At 71.9% G+C, this 19,330-nt stretch carries 13 protein-coding genes; 6 read left to right on the forward strand and 7 right to left on the reverse strand.

All coding sequences use genetic code 11. The features are described 5' to 3' along the window. Positions 1-91: 91 nt before the first annotated feature. Positions 92-3,577, reverse strand: a complete 3,486-nt coding sequence (locus ACK4UM_RS05370; RefSeq protein WP_409796589.1) for an indolepyruvate ferredoxin oxidoreductase family protein — start codon at positions 3,575-3,577, stop codon at positions 92-94. A gap of 143 nt (positions 3,578-3,720) precedes the next feature. On the opposite strand from ACK4UM_RS05370, the gene ACK4UM_RS05375 reads away from it, so the two are divergent. The 4 genes from ACK4UM_RS05375 to ACK4UM_RS05390 all read left to right on the forward strand — a co-directional run bounded on the left by ACK4UM_RS05375 (position 3,721) and on the right by ACK4UM_RS05390 (position 7,664). Further along, positions 3,721-4,173, forward strand: coding sequence for an Lrp/AsnC family transcriptional regulator (locus ACK4UM_RS05375; RefSeq protein WP_409796591.1), 453 nt, complete (start codon positions 3,721-3,723; stop codon positions 4,171-4,173). 444 nt (positions 4,174-4,617) lie between these two features. Beyond that, on the forward strand, positions 4,618-5,736 hold the full coding sequence (gene dnaN, locus ACK4UM_RS05380; protein ID WP_409796593.1) for a DNA polymerase III subunit beta: 1,119 nt from the start codon (positions 4,618-4,620) through the stop codon (positions 5,734-5,736). Positions 5,737-5,911: 175 nt separating this feature from the next. After that, positions 5,912-6,592 (forward strand): DUF1007 family protein, encoded by a 681-nt coding sequence (locus ACK4UM_RS05385; protein WP_409796595.1) that lies wholly within the window; start codon positions 5,912-5,914, stop codon positions 6,590-6,592. Between the two features lie 10 nt (positions 6,593-6,602). Further along, the gene (locus ACK4UM_RS05390) at positions 6,603-7,664 is read left to right on the forward strand and encodes a nickel/cobalt transporter (protein ID WP_409796597.1); all 1,062 of its coding nucleotides are present in this window, start codon (positions 6,603-6,605) and stop codon (positions 7,662-7,664) included. Between the two features lie 113 nt (positions 7,665-7,777). Here ACK4UM_RS05390 and ACK4UM_RS05395 read toward each other — a convergent pair whose 3' ends face one another. Further along, positions 7,778-9,328, reverse strand: coding sequence for a phospholipase D-like domain-containing protein (locus tag ACK4UM_RS05395; RefSeq protein WP_409796599.1), 1,551 nt, complete (start codon positions 9,326-9,328; stop codon positions 7,778-7,780). Between the two features lie 37 nt (positions 9,329-9,365). Then, positions 9,366-10,781, reverse strand: a complete 1,416-nt coding sequence (locus ACK4UM_RS05400; RefSeq protein ID WP_409796600.1) for a GGDEF domain-containing protein — start codon at positions 10,779-10,781, stop codon at positions 9,366-9,368. A gap of 152 nt (positions 10,782-10,933) precedes the next feature. Between ACK4UM_RS05400 and ACK4UM_RS05405 the strand changes: the two genes are divergently transcribed. Next, positions 10,934-11,293: a hypothetical protein gene (locus tag ACK4UM_RS05405; protein WP_409796602.1), complete on the forward strand. Its 360-nt coding sequence runs from the start codon at positions 10,934-10,936 to the stop codon at positions 11,291-11,293. 25 nt (positions 11,294-11,318) lie between these two features. On the opposite strand, the gene ACK4UM_RS05410 is transcribed toward ACK4UM_RS05405, so the two are convergent. From ACK4UM_RS05410 to ACK4UM_RS05425, 4 genes are all read right to left on the reverse strand, one after another. After that, on the reverse strand, positions 11,319-11,654 hold the full coding sequence (locus tag ACK4UM_RS05410) for a hypothetical protein (protein WP_409796604.1): 336 nt from the start codon (positions 11,652-11,654) through the stop codon (positions 11,319-11,321). A 125-nt stretch (positions 11,655-11,779) separates the two neighbouring features. Further along, positions 11,780-12,661, reverse strand: coding sequence for a transglutaminase N-terminal domain-containing protein (locus ACK4UM_RS05415; RefSeq protein ID WP_409796606.1), 882 nt, complete (start codon positions 12,659-12,661; stop codon positions 11,780-11,782). Continuing rightward, complete coding sequence (locus ACK4UM_RS05420; RefSeq protein WP_409796608.1) at positions 12,658-15,129, reverse strand: circularly permuted type 2 ATP-grasp protein; 2,472 nt, start codon at positions 15,127-15,129, stop codon at positions 12,658-12,660. Before ACK4UM_RS05420 ends, ACK4UM_RS05415 begins: the two co-directional genes overlap by 4 nt. Positions 15,130-15,133: 4 nt before the next feature. Continuing rightward, a complete protein-coding gene (locus tag ACK4UM_RS05425) occupies positions 15,134-18,421 on the reverse strand; it encodes a DUF2126 domain-containing protein (RefSeq protein WP_409796610.1) in 3,288 nt (1,095 codons plus the stop codon). Positions 18,422-18,687: 266 nt separating this feature from the next. On the opposite strand from ACK4UM_RS05425, the gene ACK4UM_RS05430 reads away from it, so the two are divergent. Then, positions 18,688-19,254 carry a Spy/CpxP family protein refolding chaperone gene (locus tag ACK4UM_RS05430; protein WP_409796612.1) on the forward strand — a complete coding sequence of 189 codons (567 nt, stop codon included), beginning with the start codon at positions 18,688-18,690 and terminating at the stop codon, positions 19,252-19,254. Positions 19,255-19,330: the final 76 nt, after the last annotated feature.

Raw genomic sequence — 19,330 nt, forward strand, 5'->3', positions numbered from 1 at the left:
GCGCTCTAACGAGCGTCGGGAGTCTCGGTTCCGGGCTCGGCTTCGCCGCCCCGGAATGACGGGGCGGGAGGAGGTCTGCGAACGAGGAGCCCTATTCCGCCGCCTCGCGAAACACCGGCGCGTCGCCCGCGCGGAACCGCTCGAGCAGCGCGGCCTCCTGCGCCTTCGCGGCTGCGAGGTTGCGGGCCTTGACGGGGCCGAAGCCGCGGATCTTGTCGGGGATGGAGGCGAGCGCCACGGCCGCCGCGTGCCGGTCGCGGTCTAGGCGCGACAGGATCTCCTCGAGAAGCGCCTCGTATTCCCCGATCAGCGCGCGCTCCGTGCGCCGCTCGTGCGCGTAGCCGAAGGGGTCGAGCGCCGTGCCGCGCAGCCGCTTGAGCTTGGCGAGCATGCGGAAGGCGCCGAGCATCCAGGGGCCGAAGGTCATCTTGCGCGGCTCGCTCTCGCCGGGGCGGGGCCGCGCGAGAAACGGCGGGGCGAGGTGGAAGGAGAGGCGCACCTCCCCCTCGAATTCGCGCGCGATCCGCCGCAGGAAGGCGCCGTCGGTATAGAGCCGCGCGACCTCGTACTCGTCCTTGTAGGCCATCAGCTTGAAGAGGTTCTTCGCGACCGCCTCCGCGAGCGCGCTCGCCCCCGGCACCGCGCGCGCCTCCGCCTCGCGCACCCGCGCGACGATCTGCGCATAGCGCGCCGCGTAGGCCGCGTCCTGGTAATCGGTCAGAAATGCGACGCGGCGGGCGACGATGGTGTCGAGATCCTTCGCGATCGGCTCCCGGCCGGGCTCCTCGAGATGGGGCGCGACGAAAGCGGCATCCGCCGCCGCGATCCGGCCCCAGGCGAAGGCGAGCTTGTTCGCCTCGATCGCGACGCCGTTCAATTCGATCGCCCGCTCGAGCGCGGCGGCCGAGACCGGGACGAGGCCCTTCTGCCAGGCGAAGCCGAGAAGGAGGATGTTCGTCTGCTGCGCGTCGCCGATCAGCCGCTCGGCATAGGCCTGCGCGTCGAAGGCGGCGAGCGCCCCCTCCCCCACCCGCTTCTCGACGAGCCGCGCGAGCGCGCCCGTGTCGATCTTCGCGGAGGGGTCGCGCAGCATGGCGCCGGTGGGGATCTCGCGGGTATTGGCGACGATGCGGGTGCGCCCCGGCGCCATCGTGCCGAGGCTCTGCTCGCTCGCCGCCACCACGAGATCGCAGGCGATGACGGCATTCGCGCGGCCGACATCGATGCGCACCTGGTTGAGCGCGGCCGGCGTCTCGGCGAGGCGCACGAAGGAGAGCACCTGCCCGCCCTTCTGCGCGAAGCCCATGAAGTCGAGGACGCTCGCGCCGCGGCCCTCGAGATGCGCCGCCATCGTGATCAACGCGCCGACGGTGACGACGCCGGTGCCGCCGACGCCTGCGACGAGGATCTCGAAGGGCTCCGCGCTCGCGAGCCGCAGGGGCGCGGGCAGCGCGGCGGCCTTGGCGAGCACCTCGGCCGCGGCCACGTTCGCCCCCACCCCGCGCCTGAGCTTGCCGCCCTCGACCGAGACGAAGGAGGGGCAGAAGCCCTTCACGCAGGAATAATCCTTGTTGCAGGAATGCTGGTCGATCGTGCGCTTGCGGCCGAACTCGGTCTCGACCGGCACGACCGAGAGGCAATTCGACTTCGCCTGGCAATCGCCGCAGCCCTCGCAGACGAGATCGTTGATGACGAGGCGGCGGTCCGGATCCGCATGGAGGCCCTTCTTGCGGCGCCGGCGCTTCTCGGCCGCGCAGGTCTGGTCGTAGACGAGGACGCTGACGCCGGGCACGTCGCGCAGCTCCCGCTGGACGGCGTCGAGATCGTCGCGATGGTGCAGCGAGACGCCCGGCGCGAAGGCGTCGCGCCCGTCGAAGCGCTCGGGATCGTCGGAGACGACCGCGATCCGCGATACCCCCTCCCCTGCCACGAGCCGCGTGATCTGCGGCACGGAGAGCGTGCCGTCGACCGGCTGGCCGCCGGTCATCGCCACCGCGTCGTTGTAGAGGATCTTGTAGGTGATGTTGGCGCCCGCCGCGATCGCCTGGCGGATGGCGACGTGGCCGGAATGGAAGTAGGTGCCGTCGCCGAGGTTCTGGAAGACGTGGCCGGTCTTCGTGAAGGGCGCCTGGCCGGTCCAATCCACCCCCTCGCCGCCCATCTGGACGATGCCGGTCGTCGCGCGGTCCATCCAATTGGCCATGAAATGGCAGCCGATGCCGGCTTGCGCGGTCGAGCCCTCGGGCACGCGGGTCGAGGTGTTGTGGGGGCAGCCCGAGCAGAAATAGGGCGTGCGCACGGGGGCCTTGACCTCACCGGCCTTCGCCTCGCGCCGGGTCGCCTGAGGCAGCGCGAGCGGGACGCCGATGCGCGAAAGCCGCGCGGCGATCGCGGCGGCGATGCGCGAGGGGCGCAGCTCCTGCGTCTCGGAAATGAGCGGCGCGCCCGTCTCGTCGGTCTTGCCGACGATGCGCGGGCGGCGATCGGCGGGCAGATTGAAGAGCGCGTCCTTGAGCTGGCGCTCGACCACGCCCGCCTTCTCCTCGACGACGAGGATTTCCTCGACGCCTTCGGCGAGCGCGCACAGGCGCTCGACGTCGAGCGGGAAGACGAGGCCCACCTTCATCACGGCGATGCCCGCCTCCGCGAGCCGCGCCGGCGGCAGCCCGCCGATGCGCAGGGCCTCCATCGCGTCGCCGTGCGCCTTGCCGATCGTGAGGACGAGGAGCCGCGGGCGCTCGGGCGCGACGACGAGCCGGTCGAGCGGGTTCGCGCGGGCGAAGGCGCGGAGCGCGCCGAGCTTGGCGAAGGCCCGCTCCTCGATCCGCGGGCTCGGCAGATCCGGCCAGCGATAATGCAGGCCCGTCGGGCCGGGATCGAAGCCTTCCGGGGCGACGAAAGCCCGCCGCTCCGGCAGCGCCAGCGAGGCCGCGCCCTCGACCACTTCCGAGATCGCCTTGAAGCCGACCCAGGCGCCCGAGAAGCGCGAGGCCGCATAGCCCCACAGGCCGAAGGAGACGTAATCCGAGATCGAAGCCGGGTGGATCACCGGCATCTGCCAGGCCATGAGCGCGAGGTCGCTCTGGTGGGACATCGAGGAGGACACGCAGCCATGGTCGTCGCCGACGACGACCAGCACCCCGCCATGCGGCGAGGAGCCGTAGGCGTTGCCGTGCTTGAGCGCGTCGCCCGCGCGATCGACGCCCGGCCCCTTGCCGTACCAGAGCGCGAAGACGCCCGCGACCGCGCGGTTCGGGTCGCTCTCGACCTTCTGGGTGCCGAGGATCGCGGTCGCGGCCAGATCCTCGTTGATCGCGGGCTGGAAGCGGATGCGGGCGGCCTCCAGCGCGCGGCGGGCGCGCCACATCTCCTGATCGACGCCGCCGAGCGGCGAGCCGCGATAGCCGGAGACGAACCCGGCGGTGTCGAGCCCCGCCTCCCGATCGGCGCGCGCCTGTTCGAGAACGATCCGCACAAGCGCCTGGGTGCCCGTCATGTAGACCCGCCCGCTCTCGCGCGCGTAGCGATCCTCGAGGCGATAGGCCGTGTCGAACTCGGCTGGCGTGACGGCGCTCATTCTTTCCCTCCGGATTTTCCCTGATGATGAACGGCTCTTTCGGGAAAAGGATGCCTATTCATGCCCCGACACCTGCCGCTTGAGGCATGATCTCGCCTCGGCTAGGCTGAAGGGGGGAAAATCCTCCGCAAGGGAGCGTCGCCATGGAAGACGTCGATCGCCGCATTCTGGCCGCGCTCCAGGAGGACGGCCGCCTCACCACCCAGGAGCTCGCCGAGCGCGCGGGGCTCTCGACCTCGCCGACCTGGCGGCGGCTCAAGGCGCTCGAGGAGGCGGGCGCGATCCGCCGCACCGTGGCGCTCCTCGATCCCGAGCGCGTCGGCGTGCCCGAATGCGTCTTCGCCCACGTCACGCTGATGAAGCACGACCGCGCCGGCATCGAGAGCTTCGAGCGCTCGGTCTCGCGCCGGCCGGAAGTGCTCGAATGCTATTCGACCACCGGCGACGCCGATTACCTCCTGCGCGTCTGCGTGCCCGATACGCGCGCCTACGAGCGCTTCCTGCAGGAGGCGATCTTCACCCAGCCCGTCGTCCAGCACGTGCGCTCGAACTTCACGCTGCGCGAGGTGAAATACACGACGGCACTGCCTTTGTGAGGGATGTGCCTCCCTCTCCTTCCCCTCAGGGGAAGGTGGCTCGGGATGCGAACAGCATCCCGAGACGGATGGGGTCATTCGCTCCGAAGGAGCGAAGGGGTGCTGGGCTTCTCCTTACGTAAGGAGCTCTACGCCAACGCCCCTTCGCAGCTTCGCTGCGAAAAACCCCATCCGACCCGTCGCCTTCGGCGCCGGGCCACCTTCCCCTGAGGGGAAGGAGAGCACCTCGTGCCCCACCCGACCTCGGTCGCTCCGCTCCCGAGGCCCCCCTTCCCTACGGGGAGGGATCTGCCGCCCGATGCCTCCTGCGCGAGAGCCTGTGAAAATGCGCCCGGCGCGGGGGGCTCGCCCTTGCCTTCCGCGCGCGGCTTCGCCAATCTCGCTGCCCGCCCTGTTGCGTCGCAAGAGCGGCCAGGGGATCACCTCGAGAATGTCGAGTCGGCCATGAAAGTCACCGTCGAGCGCGCCTCCCTCCTGAAGGCTCTCTCTCATGCCCAACGCGTGGTCGAGCGCCGCAGCACGATTCCGATCCTCTCGAACGTGCTCCTGCGCGCGACCGGCGAGGGGCTCGGCCTCAAGGCGACCGATCTCGACATGGAGGTGACGGAGACGATCCGCGCCGAGGTCGCCATGCCCGGCGCCGTCACGGTGCCGGCGCAGACGATCTACGAGATCGTCCGCAAGCTGCCCGAGGGCGCGCAGGTCTCGCTCGAGGCGACCGGCGAGACCGGGCAGATGGTGCTGCGCTCGGGCCGCTCGCGCTTCACGCTGCAGACGCTGCCCGAGGACGATTTTCCCGATCTCGCGGCGGGCGAGATGACGGTCGACTTCGTGATCGCGCCGGGAGACCTGCGCAAGCTCATCGAGAAGACGCAATTCGCGATCTCCACGGAGGAGACGCGCTACTACCTCAACGGCATCTATTTCCACACGATCGAATCCGATGGCGAGACCGTCCTGCGCGCGGTCGCCACCGACGGTCATCGCCTCGCCCGCGCCCAGCTCCCCGCGCCCGCGGGCGCCGCCGGGATGCCGGGGGTGATCGTGCCGCGCAAGGCGGTCGCCGAGATCCTCAAGCTCGTCGAGGACGCGGGCGACGTCGTGCGCATCGAACTCTCGAGCGCCAAGATCCGCGCCACCTTCGCCTCCGTGGTGCTGACCTCGAAGCTGATCGACGGCACCTTCCCCGACTACCAGCGGGTGATCCCCGCGGGCAACGACAAGCGCCTCGTCGTCGACCGCGACCTCTTCGCCAAGGCGGTCGACCGCGTCTCCACCATCTCCTCCGAGCGCGGGCGCGCGGTGAAGCTCGCGATCGGCGACGGGCGGGTGACGCTCTCCGTCAACAACCCCGATTCCGGCTCGGCGACCGAGGAGGTCGAGGTCGATTACGATGCGAGCCCGCTCGACATCGGCTTCAACGCCCGCTACCTCCTCGACATCACCGCCCAGCTCGACGGCGACACGGCGCTCCTGAAGCTCGCCGATCCCGGCTCGCCGACCCTCATCCAGGACCGCGAGGGCGCCCCCGCGCTCTACGTGCTGATGCCGATGCGCGTCTGATCGGACGGGGGGCGCCCGCCCTCCCCGCCCGACTTTCGCCCCGTTCTGCCGCCATGTCGGGAGCGCTGCGGCTCGGACCGCGGCGCCCGCCCGCCGCGGGGCTCAACCCTTCGTTAACCACGATGGACGAGCCTCCGGATCTCGGCTCCCGCCACGACGGACGACGACGGATCTCATGACACGCAGCCGTGCCGCTTCGTTCGCGATCGCCCTCGCGGCCGCTCTTGCCCTCCCGACGGCGTCGGTGCTCGCGCATCCCCACGTCTGGGTCACGGCCAAGGCCGAGATCGGCTACGACGACGAGGGCCGCATCGCCGAGATCGCCCATCGCTGGACCTTCGACGAGTTCTATTCCTCCTTCGTCACGCAAGGGCTGCCGACCCGGGCGGACGGCTCGATCGAGCCCACTTACCTCGCCGAGATCGCGGAGCTGAACGCCACCTCCCTGATCGATTTCGACTATTTCACCTTCGTCAATCTCGACGGGGTCGAGGTGGGCTTCGGCGATCCGACCGATTACGAGATGACCTTCGACGGCAAGCAGGCGACGCTGCATTTCCGCCTGCCGCTCGCGCGACCGCAAGAGGCGCGCAGCCACGTGGTCGTCGAGATCTGGGACCCGGAATTCTTCGTCTCCTTCCGGATCGCCGACGGCGACGAGGCGGTGACGGTCGAGAACGCGCCGGGCGCCTGCGCGGTCGACGTGACGCGCTCGACGAGCTTCGACATCTCGCTCGCCGCCGAACAGAACATCCTGCAGATGGAGCGCCTGTCCGAGAGCCTCTTCGACGCCTTGACGCAGATGCAAGGGTCTGAGAGCGATTTCGTGAACCGGGTGCTCGTCGCCTGTCCCTGAGGGAAGTCGGATGGCGCAGGGAGCCGAGATCGCACGCGCGGACATCGACGGGTCGGCGGGCCCACTCGCCGAGACGCGCCCGCTCGCACGCCTCTTCGTCGCCGCGTGCGCGATCCTCCTCGTCGCCGGGATCGGCGCGCTCGCCGCGCAATTCCTGTTCGATCCGCCCCAGCCGACGCGCCCCGCGCCCTTCGGGCTCGGCTCCCGCGAGGCGGCGCCGGATCCGACCGGCCTCTCGGGCATGATCCTCGCGCTCCAGAGCGCCTTCCACCAATCCCTGCGCGGCGCGCTCGCCGCCTTGCGCGACGGTTCGGGGGGCGCCGCGGGGCTCGTCCTCCTCGGCTTCGCCTACGGCGTCTTCCACGCCGCCGGTCCCGGCCACGGCAAGGCGGTGATCGCCGCCTATCTCGTCGCGGACGGGCGGACGCTGAAGCGCGGCTTCGCCGTCGCCCTCGCGGCCGCGCTCCTGCAGGGAATCGTCGCGATCGCGCTCGTCGGCGGCGCCTTCCTCGTCTTCGCCGCGACGGCGCGGAGCATGGACGCGGCGACGCGGGTCGTCGAGCTCGCGAGCTTCGCGACGGTGGCGGGCATCGGCGCGCTGCTCGCCTGGCGCAAGGCCGGCGCGTTCCTCGATCGGCTCGCCATCGCGCGCGCGCCCGAGCGTTTCGTCGCCGCGCGGGCGGGCGCCGCCGACGGCTCCTGCTGCGACCACATCCCCGCGCCCGAGCGCCTGCGCCGCATCGGCGGCCTGCGCGAGGCGGCGGGCGTCGTCGCGGCGGCGGGCATGCGCCCCTGCGCGGGGGCGATCGTGGTCCTCGTCTTCGCCTTCTCGCAACAGCTCGCCGGCGCGGGCATCGCCGCGGTCCTCGCGATGGCGATCGGCACCGCGCTGACGACGGGGGCGATCGCGAGCCTCGCGGTCTTCGGAAAGAGCCTCGCGCTGCGTCTCGCGGGCGGACGCGGCGGGCGGGCCGGGATCGCGCTCGCCGGCCTCGAGCTCCTCGCCGCCGCCGCCATCGCCGTCCTCGGCACCGCCCTCCTTGCAGGCCTCGCCCGCGGCGCGGGGTTGTGAGCCAGGCCGGGGCGGGCACGACACGCGCAGGATGATCTCGGCCCGACGGGCCCCACCCGACCTCGGTCGCTCCACTCCCGAGGCCAACCTTCCCTACGGGGAGGGACGATGCTCTAGCCGCCCCTGCGCAGAACCCGCGCGACCAAAAACCCCGCGAGCGCGCCGATGGCTCCGGCGGCGAGGGCGTGGCCGGTGGTGAGGCGGGCGGGGCCGGGGCGGCGTTTCCAGGGGCGGAAGGAGGTCTCGGCGCCGGTCGGATCACCGAGATGGCGGCGCGCGGTCAGCGCTCCGAAGAAGCCGGGACCGCTCGGCTCGAGCCGCACGAGCCGCTTGCCGCCGTCGAGCGCCTCGAGCGCCCCCGCGAGGCTCCCCGTCCGCGCCCGCGCTGCCGCGAGCGCGTCCGGCGACACGCCGACGAAATGTCCGGCGAAGCGATCGACGAGGCCGTCGATCCGCGCGCGGACCGCGGCGCCGGCCGGCCCCTCCGGCGCCTCGATCGCCACGTCGAGCTCGGTGTCGAAGCCGAGCGAGCGGTTGTTGAGGTTCGCCGAGCCGATCCGCACCAGCGTATCGTCGACGATCATCGTCTTGGCGTGGACGATCACCGGCCGCCCCTCGCTCGTATGGGGGGCGAGCACGTGCAGGCGACCGTGGGGGTCCTGCCTGCGCAACTCCGCGAGGAGCGCGTCGCGGGCGGCGTCCATCACCATCCGGTCGAAATAGCTCGGCGAGTGCGGCGAGACGATCGCGACCACCTCCGGCCCGTCGGGCTCCGCGAGGCGACGGGCGATCGCGTCGCCGACCGCCTGCGAGGCGAAATATTGGTTCTCGACATAGATGAGACGGCGCGCCGAGGCGATGGCGTCGAGCAGCAGCGTCTCGCTCTCGCGCACCGCCGGATTGCCGTGGCGAGCCGGGAGGGTGCGGGCGATGCCCACCGGGATCCCGGTAAAATCCGGCGCGATCTCCTCCGGCCACAGCCCCGCCCGGAGCGGCTCGGGCGGCGGCAGCGCCTCGCCGGTAGAGACGAGCCAGCGCTCGCGCGCGGCTTCCGAGAGCGCCTGCGCGACCTCCCCCTCGAGCATCATGGTGAGTCCGTGATGGGGCTGGTAGGCGATGCCGGTGGCGAGCTCGCGCGCGGGCTGCGCGTCGGCGTGATCGGACGTGTCCCAGCGATCGGGCGAGATGTCGTCGCCCGAGACGAAGGCGAGGCTGTCGTCGACGATAACCGTCTTCTGGTGATGGCAGGCGCCGAGGGGCACGTCGTCGGCGAGCCTGAGCTTGATGCGCTCGTCGAGCCAATAGGCCGCGCGATGGGGAAACAGGTCGAGCGTCGCCGCGATCGGCAGCACCATGTTCCAGATGAGGAGCCCGATCTCGAGATGGGGCCGCTCGGCGATCGCCGCGTTGAGGATCTCGCCAATCGCGTCGGGCAGCCCGTCCTCGCCCGCGAGGGGATCGAGGCGCGTGCGCGGATCGAAGGCCCAGCCGACGATCAGGATCGAGCGCTCGGCGCGCGCGATCGCGTGCTTCACGAGGCGGAAATAGGTCTCGTTGTCGACGAGACAGGCGGCACGATCGGCCATCGGCGCGCGCCACACGCTCGCTCCGGGGCGGATCAGGGGGCCGGTGAGGGGCGGGTTCGTCGTCGCTCGCGCATCCATGCTGCGCTAGACGCCGGGCGACCCGTTACGGTTCCGCTCAGCCGGCGCGCGCCTGCAGCACGTCGGGCCCGTTGCGCGCGAGGCAGACGCGGTTGCGGCCCGAGCGCTTGGCCGCGTAGAGCGCGCTGTCGGCGACGCGCAGCACCTCGTCCTCGGGCGCCTCACCCTCGATCGCGGCGACCCCGAAGCTCGCGGTGATCGCGATCCCGTGGCCGGCGATCTCGAAGCGATGCTCGGCGACGGCCTCGCGAATGCGCTCGGCGAGCGCCATCGCGCCCTCCTGGCGGGTCGAGGGCAGGAGCACCACGAATTCCTCGCCGCCGATGCGGCCCACCGCATCCGCATCCGCCCGCACCCGTGCCCGGACGAGGTCGACGAACTCGATGAGGACCCGGTCGCCGGCGGCGTGGCCGAAGACGTCGTTGATGCGCTTGAAATGGTCGAGATCGACCGCGATCACCGAGAGCGGGCGCTGGTAGCGCGCCGAGATCGCGAGCTCGCGCTTGAGCACCGCCTCGAAGCCGCGCCGGTTGAGGGCCTTCGTCAGCTCGTCCGTATGGGAGAGCCGCCGCAGCTCCTGCTCGAGCGCGAGGCGCTGCTCGATCTCGGCGGCGAGCTCCTCGCGCGAGCATTCCGCCTCGATGAGCGCGTATTTGAGATCGGTGACGTCGCAGAACGAGATCACGAAGCCGTCGTCGAGGGGCACGATCGTCACGCGCAGCCAGGTGTCGAGGCGCCGATGCGAGATGTTGATCTCGAAGCGCTCGGTGACGCGCTCCTCGATCACGCGCGTGCAGCGCTCCCAGACGCGCCGCGCGACGAGGCCGGGGAACAAGGCCTTGAACGAGCCGTGCACCAGGCGCCAGACCGGATGGCCGGAATATTCCGACGCCTGCTGGTTGGCCGTCACGATGATCGCGTCGACGACGCGGCCCTGCGGATCGCGCACCGCGCGCACGCTCATGATGCCGTCCTGCGAGGCCTCGAGCACCGCGGTGAGCAGGTCCTCCCGCGAGCAGCGCGGGGTGAGATAGGTCGCGATCCGGTCCGCGCCGCAGGGCGAACGGCAGGGCAGGACGAGCCGCTCCCAGCTCTTCACCTTCTGGACGGTGACGGAATCGAACACGCCGAGCAACGGTTTGCGCTCGACGAGCGCGCGCGCGAGGATGTCGCTGTAGGTCGCTGCGAGCGGCGCAGGCATCTCCGAGACGAGCCGGCCGGCCATGTCGAGGCCGTAGGCGGCCGTGACGGCTGGGCCGTAGCGCAGGTAGAACCAGTCGCCCTCGCCCCAGGGCTCGAGCACCTCGACATGATCGAGCGCGCGCGGATCGAGGCGCGCGAGCAGCGCACGGCCGTCCTCGTCCGCGAGCGCGCGATACGCTTCGAGAATCGACGCGACCTCGGGACCACTGGCGTGGTCGGCGAGATCGGTATCGTAGATCTGCGATGCCATGGGGGGATGATTCACCTCGACTCGACGCCAGGAGGATAGCCGGGGAGCGCTCGCTACGAGGTGAACGGAAAGGATCGAATTTCGACGAAACCGACGCATTTCCGCTGCCCAATGCCCGGCACGCCCTTTGCGACGCTGGGGAAAGCGGGTGTATGGGCGGCATTTTGCGCCAGAACGGGACGAAATCGGAGGAGCGGATCACGGGAATGTGTAAGAGACTGCCCCTCGGCGCGACGCTTCTCGCGGGCCTCCTCCTCGCCTCTCCGCTCCAGGCGCAGGCGCCGCGCGACGAGCGGCCGCCCTGCGCGGTCGATGCCCTGAGCTACGGCTTCGTCTCCTCCGCAGCGCGACGCGACGGCCGCTATGCCGTCGCGCCGCAGACGCTCTGCGCGCATCTCCCCCGCGAGCGGGCGAGCGCGGCAGGGCCGATCGGCATCGTCGTCGAGATCGAGCCGGCGCCCCCGGTCCCGGTCCTGCCCCCGCCTCCGCGACCGCCCCGCCGCCCCTGGTGAGGCGCCGGGGCGGCCGACGAGGCGATCAATCCTCGTAGAGGGCTCGCGTCTCCTCGGCGCGAAGCGCCCGATCGCGGCGCGCCACGATGGACCCGGTCACGTCCGGATCGGACCGCGCCAGGCCATCCCGCGCGAAGAGGGACGCGCTCGCCCAAGGCCCGTCGTAGAGCGCGATCTCCTCCTCCGCGGTCAGGCCGCCGCCGAGCACGCGTCCGGCGCCCGGAACGCCATGATCGCACATGAAGAAACAGCGGCTCTGTTCGGGCTGATCGTAATCGGCGATCTCCTGCTCGGGGGTCACTTGCGCCGATGCCGCCCCGGCGAAGAAGACCACACCTGCAAAGACGCCTATCGTTTTCATGCGTGGAAATCTGAACATTTGTTGACCTCCCTGTTTCGGGGGTCACTATGATATCACAGAGGCGAGCGACGAATACTGCCCGTTTCGCACGAATTCCACCGGGTCGGAAATATACGAACGGGCGATCACCCCTCCCCGACCGGCTCCACGTCGACCGCGACCGCGAGGCTCTGGCCGCCGCTCGCATGGATCACGCCGTCGACGGGGGCGACGTCGGCATAGTCGCGGCCGACGGCGAGCGCGATGTGGTCGGTCCCGATCAGGCAGGCATTGGTCGGATCGAGCCCGACATGGCCCTGCTCCTCCCCGCACCAGAGCTCGACCCAGGCATGGGTCGCGTCCGCGCCGACGAGGCGGGGCTTGCCGGGCGGGGGGATGGTGCGCAAGTAGCCCGAGACGTAGCGCGCCGGCAAGCCGAGCCCGCGCAGGCCCGCGATCATCACGTGCGCGAAATCCTGACAGACCCCGCGGCGCGCCGCGAAGGCCTCGCGCATCGGGGTGGCGACGTGGGTCTCGCCGGGCGCGTAGGCGAAATCGGCGTTGATCCGCGCCATCAGGTCGCGCGCTCCCGCGAGCACGCCCCGCCCCGCCGGGAAGGAGGCGGCGGCATAGGCGGTGACCTCGGGGACGATCGGCACGAGCTCGCTCGGGAACAGCACGTGGCCCGGCGCGTCCGGCCCGCGGGCGCGGGAGGCGAAGGCCGCCTCGCGGACGCGTTCGAAGGGCGCGCCTTCGGCGTCCGTGTCGGGGCGCGGACGGGCGATCCGCACCCGCGAGCGCGCCTCGATCCGCAATTCCTCGTGGGGGACGTCGATGGCGGCGACGTGCGTCGTCGCGCCGAAGAAGCCGACATGGCGCGTCACGCTCGCCGAGGGCTCGATCCGGACCTCGCTCGCGATCACCTCCTGATCGGGGCCGGCGAGCGGGGTGAGCCGCATCACGCAGCGCGCCGCGACGACGGGCGCTTCGTATTCGTAGGTCGTGACGTGACGGATCTCGTAGATCACGCGAGGCCGCTCAGCTTCTCGGGCCGGGTCGCGGCCGCACCTTGCGGAAAATACCGCGTGCCGATCGCGTCGGCGAGGGCCATCAGGTCCTGCTCGTAGGCCAGCATCGCCACCGCCCCGAGATCGGCCGCCTCCGCCTCCTCCAGGCTGCGCAGGAGCGCGCTCGCGAGCCGGCGCGGCGTCTCCGGCAGCCCGTCCTCGCGCAGGCTCGGCAGCGCCGCGAGGTGGGCGTGCACGGCCTCGACCTGGAAGGCGAGCGAGCGCGGATTGCCGGGGTCGAGGAGCGCGATGTCGCGCACGGGCGCCAGCGCCGGCCCGAGCAGGTAGCGCGCGCGGTAGCTCACGCGGCAATCGACGAGGTCGATCAGCGCGTCGAGATCGCCCGGCTCGGCATCGGCGCCGCCGAGGGCGCGGGCATAGCGGCAGGTGCCGATCGCCCGCTCGACGCGCCGACCCATGTCGAGGAAGCGCCAGGCGTCGGAGCGCACCATGTTCTCGTGGACGAGGCCGGCGATGGCGACGAGGACCTCGATCACGCGCTCGGCCCGGCTCAGCGGGTCCTCGTCCGCGGCGAGCGAGACGAGACCGGCGAGTTCGCCGATCAGACGTCCGGCATCGGGCGCGAGCCGGTCGCGCAGGGCGGAGGCGGTGCGGGCGGCGGCCGCGATCGCGGCGGCGGCGGAGCCGGATGCCTCGCGATCCGAGAGCGCGCGCGCGGCGAGCCCCGCGATCGGCTCCGGCTTGACGGCGCCCCAGGCGACGAGGAGCGCCCGCAGCCGCGCCTGGGTCGCGTCGACGGGGCCGCCGTCGCGGGCATCCGCCGAGGCGAGGGAGAGCGCCTTGACGACGCGCGCGGTCGCCTCCGCGCGTTCGAGATAGCGACCGAGCCAGAACAGGTTGTCGGCGGCCCGGCTCGGCAGATGCCCGGCGATGCGGCGGATCTTCTCCCCGCCCCGCGCCGGCAGGAGCGTCACCGGCTCGACCGGCGCGTCGGCGAGCACCCAGACGTCCGCGGAGAGCGTGCCCTCCCCCATGCTGATCGCGCGCGCGTCCGGATTGTCGGCGATGCGCGCGAAGCCGCCGGCCATCACGCTCCAGCCGTCGGGCGTCGCGCAGGCGAAGACGCGCAGCACGAAGGGCCGCGCGAGGAGCGCGCCGTCCTTCCAGACGGGCGTCGTCGACAGGCGCACGACCTCCTGGGCGACGACGTCGACCCCGCGCGTCTCGATGCGCGCGCGCAAGGCCGCGCGCTCGGCCGCGTCGAGGCTCGCGCCGGCGCGGGCGGGCGCGGTGTCGAAGGCGCCCGCGAAGGCGAGCTCGTCCATGCGCGCGAGCGCCTCCTCCCGCGCCGCCGGCTCGCCGCACCACCAGGTCGCGATGTTGGGCAGAGCGAGCTCCTCGCCCAGCAGCCGGCGCGCCTGCGCCTCCATGAAGCCGAGGAGCGCGCGCGCCTCGACCGCTCCCGATCCGGGCATGTTGGCGACGACGACCCCGCCCTCGCGCAGGGCCTCGACGAGCCCCGGCACGCCGAGCCGCGAGGCGGCGTTCAGCGCGAGCGGATCGCAATAATCGCCGTCGACGCGCCGGCACAGGACGTCGACGCGCTTGAGACCGGAGATGGTGCGCACGTGCACCTCCCCATCGCGGGCGACGAGGTCGTCCCCCTCCACGAGCGGGAAGCCGAGATAGCGCGCGAGGGTCGCCTGCTCGAAATAGGTCGCGGAATAGGGGCCGGGTGTGAGGAGCCCGATGCGCGGCTGCGTCCGCTCGGCGCTCGCCGCGAGCCCGTCGCGGAAGGCGCCGTAGAAGGGGGCGAGCCGTTTCACGCGCATCCGCTCGCGCAATTCGGGATAGGCGCGCGAGAGGACGATCCGGTTCTCGAGCACGTAGCCCGCGCCGGAGGGCGCCTGGGTGCGGTCGGACAGGACCCACCAGCGCCCGTCCGGCCCCCGGCCGATATCGGCCGCGTAGAGATGCAGGTGGCGTCCGCCCGGCGGCCTCACGCCGACGAGGGGGCGCAGGAAATTGGGGCTGCCGAGGATCGCGGCGGGCGGCGGCGCCCCCTCGCCGGGCGGCGCGCTGGAATAGATCTCGCCGAGAAGCGCCTCCATCAGCCGGGCGCGCTGGACGACGCCCGCCGCGATCGCCCGCCATTCCGCCGCCTCGATCAGGATCGGCAGGTGGGCGACCGGCCAGGCGCGCTCGACCGTCTCGCCGGGCGCGCGATAGGAGATCCCCGCCTCGCGGATGTGGCGCTCGGCCGAGCCGAAGCCGCGCTCCAGCGCCGCGATCCCGCTCGCCCCGAGCGCCTGCGCGAAACGCGCCCAGGCCGGAACGAGCCGCCCGGCGGCATCGAGCATCTCGTCGGCGGCGCCAGGCAACGGGCGGTAGGCGCGCGCGGCCGCGCCGAGGCTCGCCATCAGGGTCGGCGCGGCCGGCTGCAGATGGGGCTGGCCGAGCGCCGTCATCGCCTCAGCGCCTCGCCGGCGCGCGCAGGTCGAGGGTCAGCGGGAACTCGCCCGGCCGCTCCTCGGGAGGCGCCGCGATGCGGCCGGGCGTGTGGCCGTGATCCTGGAAGCGCGCGAGACGCCGGGCCTCGGCCTCGTAGGCATTGACGGGATTCGTCTCGTAATTGCGGCCGCCGGGATGGGCGACGTGGTAGACGCAACCGCCGAGCGAGCGCCCGTTCCAGGTGTCGATCACGTCGAAGGTGAGCGGCGCGTGGACGGGGATCGTCGGGTGGAGCCCCGAGGCCGGCTGCCAGGCCTTGTAGCGCACGCCCGCGACCGCCTCGCCGACCTTGCCCGTGCCCGTCATCGGCAGGCGGCGCCCGTTGCAGGCGACGACGTGGCGGCCCTCGACGAAGCCGCGCGCGGCGACCTGCAGCCGCTCGACCGAGCTGTCGACGTAGCGCACCGTGCCCCCGATCGCGCCTTCCTCGCCCATCACGTGCCAGGGCTCGAGCGCGCCGCGCAATTCGAGCGTGACGCCGCCGTGCTGAACGCGGCCGAAGAGCGGGAAGCGGAACTCGTACAGGGCCTCGAACCAGGCGGGATCGAAGGCATAGCCCGCCTCCGCGAGATCGCCGAGCACCGTCTGGAAATCCTCCCAGACGTAGTGCGGCAGCATGAAACGGTCGTGCAGAGCGGTGCCCCAGCGAACGAGCCTCCCCTCCTGCGGCTCGCGCCAGAACCAGGCGACGAGGGCGCGCAGGAGGAGCTGCTGGGCGAGCGACATGCGCGCGTCCGGCGGCATCTCGAAGGAGCGGAATTCGACGAGCCCGAGCCGCCCCGTCGGCCCATCGGGGGAGTAGAGCTTGTCGATGCAGATCTCGGCGCGGTGGGTGTTGCCGGTGACGTCGACGAGGAGGTTGCGGAACAAGCGATCGACGAGCCAGGGCGGCACGCTCCCCTCGCTCGGATGCGGCACCTGCGCGAGCGCGATCTCGAGCTCGTAGAGCCCGTCGTGGCGCGCCTCGTCGATGCGCGGCGCCTGCGAGGTCGGCCCGATGAACAGCCCCGAGAAGAGGTAGGAGAGCGAAGGGTGGCGCTGCCAATAGAGCACGAGGCTCTTCAAGAGGTCGGGCCGGCGCAGGAAGGGCGAATCGGGCGGGCTCGCGCCGCCGAGCACCACATGGTTGCCGCCCCCCGTGCCGGTGTGGCGGCCGTCGACCATGAACTTCTCGGCCGTGAGCCGCGCCTGGCGCGCGTCCTCGTAGAGCCCCTGCGTGATCGCGACCGCGTCGCGCCAATCGCGCGCGGGCTGGACGTTCACCTCGATCACGCCGGGATCGGGGGTGACCTTGATGACGTCGAGTCGCGGATCGTAGGGCGGCGGGTAGCCCTCGACATGGACGGGGATGCCCGTCTCCCGCGCGGAGGCCTCGATCGCCGCGAGGAGCTCGAGATAATCCTCCACCCGCTCGACGGGGGGCATGAACACGGTCGTCACCCCGTCCCTGACCTCGACGGCGAGCGCGGTGCGCACCGCCATGTCGGAGGGCACCTGCTCGACGACGCGCTGGCGCTCGGCCTCGGGCGCGCGCTCGGGCAGATCGAGCACCGGCAGCGCGCCGCGCGGCTCGAGCGGGTCCTGCGGGTGGACGTGCGGATAGGACGAGGGCGGCACCCACGGCAGCGCGTTCAGGGGAAGGCGGTAGCCGACGGGGGAATCGCCGGGCACCAGGAACAGCCGCCCGCGGCGAAGCCGCCACCGTTCCGAGCGCCAACGGCGGTCGCGATGGGGCGCGTTCCAGCGCTGGATCGGCAGCACGAAGCCCGCGGGCGTGCCGAGCCCCCGCTCGAAGACGCGCACCATCCGCGCGCGCGCCTCCGCATCCGCGAGCTTCGGATCGAGCGGATCGACGTTCTCGGGGAGCTGCCCCTCCTGCAGCATCCAATGCGCCGGGTCCTCGAAGGCGGGAGAGACGTATTGCGCATCGAGCCCGAGGCGCTCGGCGATGCCCTCCGCGATCGCCTGGGCATCGGCGGTGCCGGCATTGGGGCGGGTGCGGGCCTCGGTCGCGATGAGGTTCGGATCGCGCCAGATCGGCACCCCGTCGCGCCGCCAATAGAGCGCGAACGCCCAGCGCGGCAGGCTCTCGCCGGGATACCACTTGCCCTGTCCGTAATGCAGGAAGCCGCCGGGCGCGAAGCGCGCGCGCAGGCGCCGGATCAGGTCGTCGGCCCGCGCCCGCTTGGTGGGGCCCACCGCCGCGATGTTCCATTCGGCCGACTGGAAATCGTCGATCGAGACGAAGGTCGGCTCGCCGCCCATGGTCAGCCGCACGTCCTGCGCGACGAGGTCGGCGTCGACCCGCGCGCCGAGCGCGTCGAGCGCGGACCAGGCGCCGTCGTCGAAGGGCGCCGTGACGCGCGGGGCCTCGTCGATGCGCATGACGTGCATCTCGAAGCCGAACTCGACGTTGGCCGGGTCCGTCGCTCCCGTGATGGGCGCCGCCGAGCGGTAATGCGGGGTCGCGGCGAGCGGGATGTGGCCCTCGCCGCAGAACAGCCCCGACGTCGCGTCCATCCCCACCCATCCCGCGCCGGGGATGTAGACCTCCGCCCAGGCGTGCAGATCGGTGAAATCGTGCGCGGTGCCCTTCGGCCCCTCGATCGGGTCGACGTCGGCCTTGAGCTGGATGAGATAGCCCGAGACGAAGCGCGCGGCGAAACCGAGATTGCGCAGGATCTGGACGAGCAGCCAGGCCGAATCGCGGCACGAGCCCGAGCGCAGCGACAGCGTCTCCTCCGGGTCCTGGACGCCGGGCTCCATGCGGATCACGTAGGCGACCGCGCGGTTGACGCGCAGGTTGAGATCGACCAGGAAATCGATCGTGCCCGTCGGCTCTTGCGGCAATCCGCTCAGAAAGGCGGAGAGCTCGGGGCCGGCCGCCTCGGGCTCGAGATAGGGCTTGAGCTCCTGCGCGAGCTCCGGCGCGTAGACGAAGGGCGCCTTCTCCGCATAGGGCTCGACGAAGAAGTCGAACGGGTTGACGACCGCCATGTCGGCGACGAGGTCGACCTCGATCTTGAGCTGCGTCGCCTTCTCCGGAAAGACGAGCCGCGCGAGCCAATTGCCGTGCGGGTCCTGCTGCCAGTTCACGAAGTGCTGCTCGGGCGTGACCTTGAGCGAGTAGCTCGGCACGCGGGTGCGCGTATGTGGCGCCGGCCGCAGGCGGATCACCTGCGGGCCGATGCCCACCGGGCGATCGTAGGTGTAGTGCGTGACGTGGTGCAGCGCGACGCGGATCGACACGGGGCGAAGCTCTCCTCATCCCAAGAGACACAAGCTCAAGCAAGTTCCGTGCGCGCGCAAGGCTCTGTTGTCGGGCTCGGGGAAGATTTCCCCAGGTGGCGTGCGTCCAATGCGCGGCGCGCGTTCATTCTCGGGCACGGGGGCCCCGGCGGCAACGATCATGACGAAATGGTCATGCGCCGGACAGGCGGGGAACACCGGAGCGGGGCGACATTTCACGTCTCGGCCCCGGCGAATCGGGGCCCCGCAAGAAGCAGGAGATGCTCATGACCCGCCCCTTCATCGTCGCACTCTTGGCCGCGACCGCGCTCGCGGGCGCCCCGGCCCTGGCGCAGCAGCAGCCCGCACCCCAGGCGCAGGAAGCCCCCCGCGAGGCGGCTCCCGCGCCGACCGCGCAGGCGCAGCCCGATCGGGAGGCTCTGCTCGACGCGCGCATCGCCGCGCTGCGCGCCGGCCTGCGCCTATCCGACGAGCAGGAGACGCTGTTCGAGCCCGTCGAGCAGGCGATGCGCGACGCCCACGCCGCCCGCGCCGAGCGCGCGGCCCAGGCCGGCGTCGTCGAGACCGAGCCCGCGCTCGATTTCATGACCCGCATGGAGCGGCGCAGCGCGCTCGCCGCGGCGCGCACGCAGGAGCAGGTCCAGCTCGTCGAGGCGCTCCGCCCGCTCTGGGACAGCCTCGACGAGGGCCAGCGCGCGACGCTCCCGGCGCTCTTCGGCATGCGGTCGATGGACGGGCCGCGCCCGCGGATGGAGCGCCCGATGCGCATGCGCGATCGCGGCTACCACCACCGCATGGGCCGCGAGGGCCGCGGGCCGGATCGCACGCGCTGATCGCCGGCTCGTCGGCGAGCCGGGGCGGAGGGCGAGGAACTCGGCGGTTTCCCCTCCCCTCGGCGCGTCGAACATC

This window comes from Salinarimonas sp., from assembly GCF_046292825.1.
Lineage (GTDB): Bacteria > Pseudomonadota > Alphaproteobacteria > Rhizobiales > Beijerinckiaceae > Salinarimonas.

Coding starts and splice junctions, on each gene's coding strand:
- ACK4UM_RS05410 (WP_409796604.1), bottom strand. CDS start 11,654: ATGAAAACGATAGGCGTCTTTGCAGGTGTGGTCTTCTTCGCCGGGGCG.
- dnaN (WP_409796593.1), top strand. CDS start 4,618: ATGAAAGTCACCGTCGAGCGCGCCTCCCTCCTGAAGGCTCTCTCTCAT.
- ACK4UM_RS05420 (WP_409796608.1), bottom strand. CDS start 15,129: ATGACGGCGCTCGGCCAGCCCCATCTGCAGCCGGCCGCGCCGACCCTG.
- ACK4UM_RS05375 (WP_409796591.1), top strand. CDS start 3,721: ATGGAAGACGTCGATCGCCGCATTCTGGCCGCGCTCCAGGAGGACGGC.
- ACK4UM_RS05385 (WP_409796595.1), top strand. CDS start 5,912: ATGACACGCAGCCGTGCCGCTTCGTTCGCGATCGCCCTCGCGGCCGCT.
- ACK4UM_RS05400 (WP_409796600.1), bottom strand. CDS start 10,781: ATGGCATCGCAGATCTACGATACCGATCTCGCCGACCACGCCAGTGGT.
- ACK4UM_RS05395 (WP_409796599.1), bottom strand. CDS start 9,328: ATGGATGCGCGAGCGACGACGAACCCGCCCCTCACCGGCCCCCTGATC.
- ACK4UM_RS05430 (WP_409796612.1), top strand. CDS start 18,688: ATGACCCGCCCCTTCATCGTCGCACTCTTGGCCGCGACCGCGCTCGCG.
- ACK4UM_RS05390 (WP_409796597.1), top strand. CDS start 6,603: ATGGCGCAGGGAGCCGAGATCGCACGCGCGGACATCGACGGGTCGGCG.
- ACK4UM_RS05370 (WP_409796589.1), bottom strand. CDS start 3,577: ATGAGCGCCGTCACGCCAGCCGAGTTCGACACGGCCTATCGCCTCGAG.
- ACK4UM_RS05405 (WP_409796602.1), top strand. CDS start 10,934: ATGGGCGGCATTTTGCGCCAGAACGGGACGAAATCGGAGGAGCGGATC.